Origin of the sequence: Brevibacterium sp. 91QC2O2, from assembly GCF_024580695.1 — a bacterium.
Lineage (GTDB): Bacteria > Actinomycetota > Actinomycetes > Actinomycetales > Brevibacteriaceae > Brevibacterium > Brevibacterium moorei.
Genome location: NZ_JANIJY010000024.1, coordinates 1 through 11,295 on the forward strand (window position 1 = coordinate 1; position 11,295 = coordinate 11,295).

At 68.9% G+C, this 11,295-nt stretch carries 10 protein-coding genes, 1 tRNA gene and 1 pseudogene; 5 read left to right on the top strand and 7 right to left on the bottom strand.

Annotation, left to right across the window (positions count from 1 at the left end; genetic code table 11):
* Positions 1–150: 150 nt before the first annotated feature.
* Positions 151–618 (bottom strand): GNAT family N-acetyltransferase, encoded by a 468-nt coding sequence (locus NQ036_RS13205; protein ID WP_257049818.1) that lies wholly within the window; start codon positions 616–618, stop codon positions 151–153.
* 181 nt (positions 619–799) lie between these two features.
* Here NQ036_RS13205 and NQ036_RS13210 point away from each other — a divergent pair.
* The 4 genes and pseudogenes from NQ036_RS13210 to NQ036_RS13225 form a co-directional block, all read left to right on the top strand.
* Positions 800–943 (top strand): annotated as a pseudogene (locus NQ036_RS13210) (YggS family pyridoxal phosphate-dependent enzyme); the annotation flags it as partial.
* Positions 933–2,300 carry an aminotransferase class I/II-fold pyridoxal phosphate-dependent enzyme gene (locus tag NQ036_RS13215; protein WP_257049817.1) on the top strand — a complete coding sequence of 456 codons (1,368 nt, stop codon included), beginning with the start codon at positions 933–935 and terminating at the stop codon, positions 2,298–2,300. The pseudogene NQ036_RS13210 and the gene NQ036_RS13215, both read left to right, overlap by 11 nt.
* Positions 2,297–3,004 carry a glutamine amidotransferase gene (locus NQ036_RS13220; RefSeq protein WP_257049816.1) on the top strand — a complete coding sequence of 236 codons (708 nt, stop codon included), beginning with the start codon at positions 2,297–2,299 and terminating at the stop codon, positions 3,002–3,004. Before NQ036_RS13215 ends, NQ036_RS13220 begins: the two co-directional genes overlap by 4 nt.
* Positions 3,005–3,056: 52 nt before the next feature.
* Complete coding sequence (locus tag NQ036_RS13225) at positions 3,057–4,481, top strand: L-lactate permease (protein WP_257049815.1); 1,425 nt, start codon at positions 3,057–3,059, stop codon at positions 4,479–4,481.
* Positions 4,482–4,505: 24 nt separating this feature from the next.
* On the opposite strand, the gene NQ036_RS13230 is transcribed toward NQ036_RS13225, so the two are convergent.
* Positions 4,506–4,581 (bottom strand) — tRNA-Leu (locus NQ036_RS13230).
* A gap of 46 nt (positions 4,582–4,627) precedes the next feature.
* Here NQ036_RS13230 and NQ036_RS13235 point away from each other — a divergent pair.
* Complete coding sequence (locus NQ036_RS13235) at positions 4,628–4,912, top strand: hypothetical protein (protein WP_257049782.1); 285 nt, start codon at positions 4,628–4,630, stop codon at positions 4,910–4,912.
* A 106-nt stretch (positions 4,913–5,018) separates the two neighbouring features.
* Here the strand turns inward: NQ036_RS13235 and NQ036_RS13240 are convergent, their stop codons facing one another.
* From NQ036_RS13240 to eno, 5 genes are all read right to left on the bottom strand, one after another.
* Positions 5,019–6,407 carry an NAD(P)/FAD-dependent oxidoreductase gene (locus NQ036_RS13240; RefSeq protein WP_257049780.1) on the bottom strand — a complete coding sequence of 463 codons (1,389 nt, stop codon included), beginning with the start codon at positions 6,405–6,407 and terminating at the stop codon, positions 5,019–5,021.
* A gap of 56 nt (positions 6,408–6,463) precedes the next feature.
* Entirely contained in the window at positions 6,464–7,816 is a 1,353-nt protein-coding gene (locus tag NQ036_RS13245; protein ID WP_257049778.1) for a S8 family serine peptidase, read from the bottom strand.
* Positions 7,817–7,818: 2 nt separating this feature from the next.
* Positions 7,819–9,360: a DUF501 domain-containing protein gene (locus tag NQ036_RS13250; RefSeq protein WP_257049776.1), complete on the bottom strand. Its 1,542-nt coding sequence runs from the start codon at positions 9,358–9,360 to the stop codon at positions 7,819–7,821.
* Entirely contained in the window at positions 9,361–9,870 is a 510-nt protein-coding gene (locus tag NQ036_RS13255; RefSeq protein ID WP_257049773.1) for a septum formation initiator family protein, read from the bottom strand.
* Positions 9,871–9,989: 119 nt separating this feature from the next.
* Positions 9,990–11,273, bottom strand: a complete 1,284-nt coding sequence (gene eno, locus NQ036_RS13260; RefSeq protein WP_257049771.1) for a phosphopyruvate hydratase — start codon at positions 11,271–11,273, stop codon at positions 9,990–9,992.
* Positions 11,274–11,295: the final 22 nt, after the last annotated feature.

The following is an 11,295-nucleotide window of genomic DNA, read 5'->3' on the forward strand; positions in this document are numbered from 1 at the left end:
AAACGCCGAGACGATGACTTCGTCATCGCCTACCGTGAATACCTGCTCGCCGCGTAGGCCACCTCGCCATGGTCGATCACCACCACCATGATCACGACCGGGCTTGACAACCTATAGGAGCATCACGCACTGTCTCAGCCGTGCCGCCCGTCAGACTTCGGTCCTCAGCTCGCGGGTGAAGTAGACCCGATCGAATCCGTCTTCCGAATGTCGACCCGTTTCACGGAACCCGCGCCGCGGATAGTACTCAAGGTTCTCCGTCATCTTCGCATTGGTGTACAGACGCATCTCCGGCCGCTCTTGCGACCGCGCACAGTGCTCCGCGTATGTCAACAGCAGCGAGCCGACGCCGGAGCCCTGGATCTTCGGGTCGACCGCCAGATTGGCGACATGGAGATGGTCGGGGTGAAGCTCCATGACCATCATGCCCACCACTTCGCCATCGCGGCGGGCGACGACGACGTGCCCATCCCCGACGAGCTTTGCATAGTCCGCATTCATCGGCGCCGGTTCCCGACCGATTCTTTCGACATACTGGCCATAGGCCGCCGCGACGATTGCGCGGATAGCGGGGACATCCGACGGCCTTGCCGCCTCGATAACAGGGGACGCGGACATGCGCTCATGCTACCCGGTCATTCCACCACGTCGACCACACCGTCACTCCGGCATACCGTAAGACACGCGGGCCCGTGATATCTTTTGACCTATGCCAAATGAATCGAGTGTGCAGGAGGCCGCCCGCAAGCACACGGCCCTTGCAGACCCGGGCATCGAATGGTCGATCATCGGCCCCGGTCTGCTGTCCATGGGCATGTCCGGCGACTATGAGCTCGCCGTCGAGGAGGGCGCCGACGTCGTGCGGGTGGGCCAGGCGATCTTCGGAGCGCGCAGCACTCCCGACAGCTACTACTGGCCGGGCGGGAGTGCAGATGCGCAATAAGACCGCCGCTGCACCCCCACAGATCTCCGGGCGCACCGCCGATGAGATAGTCGACAGCGTCCGCGGCCTCATCGACTCCGGCAGACTGCAGGCCGGGGATGCGCTGCCGCCCGCCCGGGACCTGGCCCACACCCTCGAAGTCAACCGGAACACCGTGTTATCGGCCTACCGGCGGCTCTCCGTATCCGGCCTGGCGGTCACCCGGGGCCGAGGCGGGACCTCGGTCGCACGGAACCAGCCCACCGCGACCGAGGGCTTCTCCCCCGGCACCGTGCTGCGCGATATCGGCAACGGCAACCCCGATCCGCACCTCCTGCCGGACCTGCGACCGGCACTGGCGCAATCGGCCGGCGATCCCGTCCTCTACGGAGCGCCGGTGATCGACCCCGGACTCGCCGCCTGGGCCACCGACTGGCTGGGCGAGGACCTGGACCGGTCCTTCGACCTGTCCCTGGCCGCAGGCGCGGTCGACGCGGTCGAACGGCTGCTCGCACAGGCCTTGACTCCCGGGGATGCGGTGGCTCTGGAGGACCCCTGCTTCCTCACGAGTGTGCAGACCGTCCAGCTGGCCGGCTACCGCATCCTGCCGGTGGCCGTCGACGAACAGGGGCTGACTCCCGACGGGCTGCGCGCGGCATTGGGGTCCGGGGCCAGAGCCGTGGTGTGCACGCCGAGGGCCCACAACCCCACCGGGGCCTCGCTGAACGCCCAGCGCGCCGCCGAACTCCGGGCCGTACTCGCGGACCACCCCTATGTGCTGGTGATCGCGGACGACCATTTCTCCCGCCTGTCCACCAGCGCCTACCAGAGTATCGTCGGGCCCGAGCACCAGCGCTGGGCCCTGGTCCGGTCGGTCTCCAAGTTCCTGGGACCCGACCTGCGTCTGGCCCTCATCGCCGCGGATCCGAAGACCACGGAACGGCTGAGCGCACGCCTGGCCCCCGGCGTCACCTGGGTCAGCCACCTGCTCCAACGCCTGGCTCTGGGCCTCCTGAGCGACGCGGACACCCAGGCTGCGATAGACCGGGCCCGTGAGCACTACGCCGAACGCAACCGCGCCTTCGCCGCACTCCTGGAACGACACGGCATCCCCGCTTGCGCCGGCGACGGGCTCAACCTGTGGCTCGACACCGGATGCGAGGCCCGCACCACCCACGAAGCGCTGATGCGCAAGGGCTGGCTGGCCCGCACCGGCGACGAGTTCGCCCTGACCGCCTCCGCCCCCTCGCGCCATCTGCGCCTGACGATCCATGACCTCGACGAGGCCTCCGCCCAGAGCCTGGCCGACGCCCTTGCCGATGCCCTGACAGATGCCCGTGGCACTGAACCCGCCCACCCCGATAGGAGCCGCCGATGACTCAGAGCACCCTGGTCGTGCGTCACCTCGCCTTCGAAGACCTCGGCATCATCGAACTCCTGCTGCGCCAACGCGGCCACGACATCGTCTACCGCGAGGCGGGGGTAGACGAGCTGAGCACCGGCGAGGCGCTCGCGGCGGACCTCATGATCATCCTCGGCGGGCCGATCGGCGCCTACCAGACCCGCCAGTACCCGTTCCTGCTCGCGGAGAGAGCCGCCATCGCCACCCGGCTGGAGGCCGGACTGCCGACTCTGGGGATCTGCCTGGGCGCACAGCTCATGGCAGCTGCACTCGGCGCCCCTGTCACCCCCAGCGGGCGCACGGAGATCGGCTACTCCCCGCTCACCCTGACACCCGCCGGCAGAGCCGGGGTACTGGCGCCCCTGGACGGTGTGCCGGTGCTGCACTGGCACGGGGACGTCTTCGCCATCCCCGACGGTGCCGAGCGGCTGGCGGAGACCCCCGGCTTCCCCCAGCAGGCCTTCGCCTTGGGCCCGGCCGTGCTGGGACTGCAGTTCCACCTCGAAGCGCAGCCGGAGAAAATCGAGCGGTGGTTGATCGGCCACGCCCATGAACTCGCCGGCGCCGGGATCGACCCGCAGCTGATCCGCGCGGACGCACAGCGGTATGGACCCGGGCTCGCCGCAGCCGCCGGTCGGGTGATCGAGGATTGGCTCGACCGGGCAGGCCTCGGCCACTGACCCGCCGGCCGTTCGATTCGCACGAAGAAGGAGCACGAAGGAGTTTGCACACGTGGAGATACTGAGGCTGTTGACCGCTCTGGCGCCGATCCTGGTCGTCCTGGTCCTACTCGTCTGTCGTGTGCCCTCGTTGTGGGCCGCCGGTGCTGGGCTGGTCACAGCGGTGGCCGGCAGCCTCCTCGCGTTCCCGCTGAGCGGCTCAGCTTTGGGGGCTACCGCTGCCAATATGGGTCCGACGCTCATCGAGGTCGCCCTGATCCTGCTGGGAGGGGTCGGGCTGGCCCAAACCACCGCCCGCAACGGCGCCCAGGACAGAATCGCCGAGTGGCTCGCCGCGGCCGAATCGGGTGAGGACCGCAGCATCAGCCTGTTCCTGCTGATCTTCGGACTCACCCCGTTCATGGAGTCGGTGACCGGCTTCGGCCTGGGTGTGGTCATCACCGCCCCACTGCTGATCCGCCTGGGCCTGAGCCCCGTCAAAGCGGTCGTCGCCGGCTTGCTCGGGCTGGTCCTGGTGCCCTGGGGGTCCCTGGGCCCCGGCACTCTCATCGCCGCCCAACTGGGCGGTCAGGACTTCCACCAGGTGGGTATCTGGTCCGCACTGCTAACCCTGCCCGTGCTCATCGTCAGCGCGATCGTGGCGACCGCCGTCGTCATCGGCCGCCCCACCGGTCGGCAGGTGCTGCTGGCGGGGTTCGTGATCGTCCTCGAATGGGCGGCGCTGACCGGGGCAAATCTCGTAGTCGGGACGCCGCCGGCCGGGGTCGTGGCCTCGGCAGTCGTCATCATCGGCCTGCTGGTGGTCGCCCGGCTGACCCACGGCACTCTGCCGAGCATCGACCGGGGGTTCGGACGCGCGCTGCTGCCCTACGGGGTTCTGGTCGGTGGTGTGCTCGCCTCCGCGGCACTGACCGCGCGCATCGAGGACGGCCTGCTCACCCTGATCGCCAATCCCGCCGTGTGGCTCATCCTCGCGGCGCTCATTTCCCTGTCCGCCGTGCCCGGGGCCATGCGCGGGCGGGTGCGCGTGGCCGGACGGTGCCTCGTGGCGTGGGTGCCGATCACCGCCAATGCCATCGGCTTCATGCTCATCGGCATCATCATGGCGGCGACCGGGATGGCCGAGGACTTAGCGGGGACCGCCGCACACATCGGCCCGTTCTTCACCGCTCTGGTGCCGGCGATCGGAGCATTGGGCGGCTATCTCACCGGTTCGAACACCGGGGCGGCCGCGATGTTTTCCACGGCCACGACCAGTGCCACCGCAGGGGTCGGGGCCAATCCGGTTGTGGCCCTGGCCGGGCAGAACGTCGCGGGGTCCTTTGCGATCATCGCATCTCCCCCGCGCGTGGCCCTGGCCGTGGGAGTCGCCCTGCCCACCGGACAGAAGCTTCCGACGACGGCAACTCGTGTGCTCATCGGCAGTGTGCTGGCCGCGGCAGTACTGCTGGGGATCGTGGTGTACTGCGCGGCCTGAGCGAGGTCGCCCGGCGGGCGAACGTGGTACCCCCAGTGGGACTCGAACCCACACTGAACCGATTTTAAGTCGGTTGCCTCTGCCATTGGGCTATGGGGGCGTACCGTTCCACTCTAACGCACCCGGGCCCGCGTAGCATGTCCGGCATGGAGACCGTCCCCGCGCTGCGCACCGATCACAGTCACCTGTTCCCCGGGTCCCGCCTCGGGCCGGCCGACCCGGCCACACCCGCCGAGATCCCGGCCGCCGGCGAGGTCGTGGTGCTGTTCTCCGACGGCTCCAGCGCCGAAGCAGAGCTTTCCCCGCAGGATTCCGGTCCCCTCCTCAGGGTGCAGGCGTACCGGACCGCCGCCGGCACCCCGATCGCCCAGAAGTCCTGGCGGCTCCGGGTCGAAGACCGGCACCTCAAGGTCCTGGGCCCCGCTGCCTGAGCATGAGCAAAGGGCCCGGGTGCCATCCAGTCGGATGGCACCCGGGCCCTTTGCCGGGTTCGGAGCACGGGGCTCAGGACACCGGCATCAGCTCACCGGGAGCGGCTCACTTCGCGGCGGGGGCGTCCTTCGGAGCCTTGCGCGGAGCCGGCTTCGAGTGCGCGGCCTCGACGAAGGCCTTGCGCGGCACGTCCGCGTCCTTCAGCGGGGTGACATCGCGGCCCACGACGGCGTTGAGGATCCAGTTGCCGAAGACCTTGACCTTGCGGTCCACGGTCGGGATCGCGTAGCCGTGGTACAGGCGGTGCATGAGCCAGGCCGGGAAGCCCTTGAGGTTCTTGTCGCCGAGCTTCGAAGCACCCTTGTACAGACCCAGGCCGGCGACCGAACCGATCGTCTTGTGGAAGTACTGCTTGAATTCGGTTTCACCGCGCAGCGCGGCCAGCAGGTTCTGGGCCAGGACGGGGGCCTGGCGCGAAGCGTGCTGGGCGTTCGGAACGCAGTAGCCGCCGGGGCCCATGCCCGACAGGTCCGGAACGGCGCAGGAGTCGCCGGCGCCCCAGGCATCGGCCACGACATTGCCGTCTTCGTCCTCGACGCGCAGATCGGCGCGGACCGTCAGGCGGCCGCGCTCGTCCAGCGGCAGGTCGGAGTCGACCAACAGCGGGTTGGCCTTGACACCGGCGGACCACAGGATGGTGTCGGCGTCGAATTCCTCACCGGAGGACAGCTTGACGTGCTTGTCGGTGCAGTCCTGCAGGAAGGTCGACAGGTAGACGTCGATGCCGCGGTCGCGCATGTGCTGCACAACCCACTTGGCGGTCTCCGGGGTGACCTCCGGCATGATCTTGTCCAGGGCCTCGACCAGCACGAAGCGGACATCCGCTTCGGTCAGGGTCTCGTGTTCGGCGACGGCCGAACGGACCATGTCCTCGATTTCGCACAGCGCTTCGACGCCGGCGAAGCCGCCACCGACGTTGACGAAGGTCAGCGCGGTCCGACGGGCTTCGTCGTCTTCCATCAGAGCTGCGGCGGACAGCTGGTTGAGGACGTGGTCGCGGATCGCGACGGCCTCTTCGATGCGCTTGAGTCCGATGCCCTCTTCGGCCAGGCCCGGGATGGGCAGGGTACGGGGCACGGAGCCGGCGGCGATGACCAGCTGGTCGTAGTCGAGCTCGAAGGGCTCATCGCCTTCGGCCTCGATGGTCGCGAACTTCTTGTCGTGGTTGATTGCGCGGACGTAACCGGTGATGACTTCGGCACCCTTGAGGTTGCGGCGCAGCGGCACGATGGCGTGGCGCGGCTCGATCGAACCGGCGGCGACCTCCGGCAGGAACGGCGCGTAGGTCATGTACGGGTTCGGGTCGACCACGGTGACGGTGGCTTCGCCACGGCCCAGGCCTTTCAGCAGATTCTGAGCGGTGATGAGGCCAACATAGCCACCACCGACAACGAGGATACGGGGACGCAGTTTCGAGTTTCTAATCAAAGCCATGCCCTAATTCTATGTCCGATCGACAAAGCTCGCTACAGGCGGGGTCGTCTCCAAGCTCACAATTCTTCGGACGTCCGAGAATCCGCCGGTCCGTCGCCGGGTCGACCACACGGTGATTCCGCCCCGATTCCGCCCTGTTCGGCTGCCATCCGTGCGCTTTGCCCGGCACCTGCACCACTCCCGCGGCGCACCCGGATCAGCCCGAGGCACGCGCAGACCAGCGCGGCGATGATCCCGCTTGCCAGGACGACGGGTCCCAGCACTGCCCGCGGACGACCCTGCTGGGCCTGCGCCGGGGTGTCGGTAGCGGCCGCTGTGGTGGCCGGGGCCGAGGCGCCCGCCGTGTTCTGCGGCGCCGTATCGGCCCGCCGGTGCATGGTCCTCCAGGCGGCCAGTTCCTCAGCAGCCGAGCGCGGATGCTCGGCCGGCGAAGCCGCAAGAGCCGCCAGCGGGTCCAGGCGTCCGAAACCCACCGTCGGGTCCGGCTGCGCGGCGGTGCCCCTGCCCTTGTGACCCTTGACCGGGGCGGCCGAATGCAGCAGCACGTCGGAGACCTGGTCCGCTGAGTAGTCGGGATGGGCGCTGCGGATGAGTGCCGCAACCCCCGCGACCACGGGGGCCGCGAAGGAGCAGCCCTCGGCCTCCGCATAACCTCCCTGGTAGAACGGCACCGGGATCGCCTGGGCCGGACCCATCAGATCCACCGAGGTGCCCGGAGCAGAGGATGCCTGATCGACGCGACCGTCCCGGCCCAGGCCGCCGACGCCGATCACCCCGGGCACCGTCGCCGGCGACCAGGCCCGCCTGGCGCCCTGGGATCGGTTGCCGACGCAGGCGACGACGAGGACGTCCTTGCTGTAGGCGTAGCCGAAGGCCTCGTCCCAGGACTCGGGCCAGGCCGGATCGTCCCAGCCCAGGGACATGTTGATGACCCGTGCCCCCTTGTCAACCGCCCAGCGCACCGCCTGTGCGGCCTGGGTCCGTGAATCGGAGGAACCATCGGGGGCGCCTGAGCCCAGCCACATCGAGGCCGAGAGCAGTTCGGCGTCCGGGGCCACGCCGCGCGGACCCTCTCCAACGCCCTGGCCGGCGATCACCCCGGCGACCGCGGTGCCGTGCTTGATCGTCTCCTCCGGCCCCACCGGGGTGCGGCCGTCCTTGCCGGATCCGGAGAAGTCCTTGGCCGCGACCACCGTATCGTGCAGATCCTCGTGGGAATCCTTGATCCCGGAGTCGATCACGGCGACCTTCACACCCTTGCCGGTGCTGGTCTTCCATGCCCTGTCAATCCCGTAGTCGGAGATGTACCACTGGCCCGGGCCCGCCGTGGGTGCGGCCAGTGCCGCGCCCGGAACCAGGCAACCGGCCAGCAGCGCGCAGACCGCGAACAATCCCGATGCCGGGCGCATGCTCAGTCCTGTCCCAGCCGCAGCGCCGTGCCGTCGAGGATATCGGCCTCGCTGGCCATGACGACCGGCGCGCTGCCGGTGGCGGCCAGTACCTGGGCACTGATCCGCTGGAGCAGGCGGGAGAAGATCAGGGCTCCGGCCCCGATCACGTCGACCCGGCCGGGGTGCATGAAGCCCAGTCCGGCACGCTGCGCCCGCGGCATGGCTGTGAGTTCGGCGCAGGTGGCCACGGTGTCGTCCAGGTCCAGGCGGGCACCGTGGATGGCGGCACGATCGTAGGCCTCTAGCCCGAGGACTGCGGCTGCCACCGTCGTCACGGTGCCGGCGACGCCGACAATCGTACGGGTACCCGAGACGTCGACGGTTTCCAGGGCCCGGTCGTACCAGGCGTCCACCGCGGCCTGCGCGGCCTCCACCTCTGCAGCGCTCGGCGGGTCCGAGCGCAGGAGGCGTTCGGTCAAGCGCACGCAGCCGATGTCCATGCTGAAGGCCGCGTCCACCTCCCGGGTGCCCGTGACCAGTTCGGTCGACCCCCCGCCCAGGTCCATCACCAGATAGGGAGCCGCCGGGGCGTCCTGGCCGGTGCCCAGGGTCGCGGTGGCGCCCAGGAACGACAGTCCCGCCTCCGCCACGCCGGTGATGACCTCGGGATCGACTCCCAGGCGCTCCCGGACGCCGGCGAAGAACTCCTCACGATTGGCCGCATCCCGGCTGGCCGAAGTGGCAACGAAGCGGACGCGCTGCGCCCCGTGGTCGGCGATCAGCCGCGCGTACTCCTCACAGGCCGCGAAGGTCCGCTCGAGCGCCTCGGGGGCGAATGCGCCGGTGCGGTCGACACCCTGGCCCAGGCGCACGATTCGCATCTCACGGACCACATCGCTCAGCCGGCCGGCGGCGATGTCGGCGATGAGCAGGCGGATCGAGTTCGTGCCGCAGTCGATCGCGGCCACCCGCACGGCACTACTCACCGCCTCGGCCCGTGCATCATCATCCGATGCGGGGGCCGCCGCTGTTGGGTCCGGTACCGCTGCTCCCGTCGCCGAGGCCTGGGCCGGCGCCGGTACTCCGGTCATGAGCGAGATCGCGCGGTCGCCGATCGGGTTGACCCCGGGGCCCGCCGCCAGGGCGTGGCCGACCAGGGCGTGCAGGCATTTGACCCGCACCGGCATGCCGCCGGCGGAGAAGTCCTTGATCTCCGGCACGTCATCGGTCCCGGCCAGGCGGCCCAGTGCCGCTCGGCGGTCCAGATAGTCCCGGTGGGCGTTGGCGTAGGCGGCCGCCAGGTCCGCGTCCTCGCCCAGTTCCCGCGTCCATTCGGCCATGGTGCCGGCGGCCTCCAGGCGCGAGGCCTCGGCGACGTATGCGGGATGGCTCAGATAGAAGGAGGTGGGAAACGGCGTGCCATCCGGCAGACGGGGCGCGGTGGCCACGACCAGCGGCGTGCCATCGACGGCCCTCGCTGCGATGCCGACGACCCCGCGGGGGATGCGCCCCAACTGTTCGTGAACGACGTCGAGGTCTGCCTGCGTGGCCGGTGTGATCATCTACTGCTCCTGCGTGGCGGTTCCGACGGCCTTGAGGGAGTCGAGGAGTTCGACGTACCACGGCCGGCCGCTATCGCCCTTGTTTGCCTGTCTGTCTGCCTGGGCGATCGTCTGTTCGCCCGTTGATGTGCCGTCCTCGTCGATGACGATGTAAACGGTCTCACCCTTCTTCACGTACTGCTGTTCCTGACGGGCCAGGCCGGCCAGGTAAACAGGGTCCTTCAGTTTAGCCTGTTTGCCCTGCAGATCCGTGATCTCCGATTCGAGCGCGGAGTTCTGGCTCTCCAGCGATCCGATCCGCTGCCACTGTCTGATCCCGGAATTCACCGTCGGCACGAACATCACCAGCACCAGCGCCAACGCGGCGATGATCATCAGCCGCCGCAGGCTGATGCGCCGCCGATCGTCTCGCGAGGTGGCCCGGCCGCCGGCGCGCACACCGGGCAACCGGGACCTGCGTCTGCGCGTGGCCGCGGAGTTTCTAGGACCGCGCTTTCTGCTCGCCGCCATGGCCACCTCGGATCTCGTGCATAGGGGAAGGGAAGGCACGACCCTTCAAGTCTGCCTTCCCCTCCCCTACCAGTGGCGGATTTCCACCGGTGTGTCAGCCGTACAGCGCGACGCCGTTGTCAGTCCTGCGCGAAGCGCGGGAATGCCCCGCGGCCGGCGTAGCGGGCGGCGTCGCCGAGCAGTTCCTCGATGACCAGCAGCCGGTTGTACTTGGCCACACGCTCCGAGCGGGCCGGCGCACCGGTCTTGATCTGGCCGGCGTTGGTCGCCACTGCCAGGTCCGCGATCGTCGTGTCCTCGGTCTCGCCCGAGCGGTGCGAGATCATGCAGCGGTAGCCATTGCGCTGGGCCAGTTCCACTGCGTCCAGCGATTCGGTCAGCGTGCCGATCTGGTTGACCTTGACCAGCAGGGCATTCGCCGCACCCTCATCGATCCCGCGCTGCAGACGCTCCGGATTCGTCACGAACAGATCGTCGCCGACGATCTGCACGCGGGCCCCGATCCTCTCGGTCAGATGGGCCCAGCCGGCCCAGTCGTTCTCGTCCAGCGGGTCCTCGATGGACACCAGCGGGTAGGTCTCCAGCAGCGACTCATAGTAGGCGGCCATCTCCTCGGCGGACTTCTGCTCGCCCTCGAAGGTGTAGGAGCCATCGGAGTAGAACTCGCTCGAGGCCACATCCAGGGCCAGGGCGATGTCCTGACCCGGGGTCAGGCCGGCCTCGCGGATCGCATCGATGATGAGGTCCAGGGCCGCGGCATTGGATTCGAGGTTCGGCGCGAAGCCGCCCTCATCGCCCAGCCCTGTCGAGAGACCGCGGGCCTTGAGCACGGACTTCAGCGCGTGGTAGACCTCAGCGCCCCACTGCAGGGCCTGGCGGAAGGTCGCCGCGCCGATCGGGGCGATCATGAACTCCTGGATGTCGACATTCGAGTCCGCGTGCGAACCGCCGTTGAGGATGTTCATCATCGGCACCGGCAGCACGTGGGCGTTGGGCCCGCCCAGGTAGCGGAACAGCGGCAGGTCCACGGAGGCGGCCTGGGCACGGGCCACCGCCAGGGACACGCCCAGGATCGCGTTGGCGCCCAGGCGCTTCTTGTTCTCCGTGCCGTCCAGATCGATCATGGTCTGGTCTAGGATCCGCTGCTCATCGGCTTCGAGTCCGGCAATCGCATCGTTGAGCTCGTCGAGCACGGAGACCACGGCGTTCTGCACGCCCTTGCCGTTATAGCGCTGCGCATCGCCGTCGCGCAGCTCGAAGGCCTCCCATTCGCCGGTCGAGGCGCCGGAGGGGACACCGGCCGAACCGATCGCGCCGTCTTCCAGCAGGACCTCGACCTCAACGGTCGGGTTGCCACGGGAATCGAGGATCTCGCGTGCATTGGCCGCAATAATCTCTGCCATGAATGCTCCAAAGTGTGTGAGG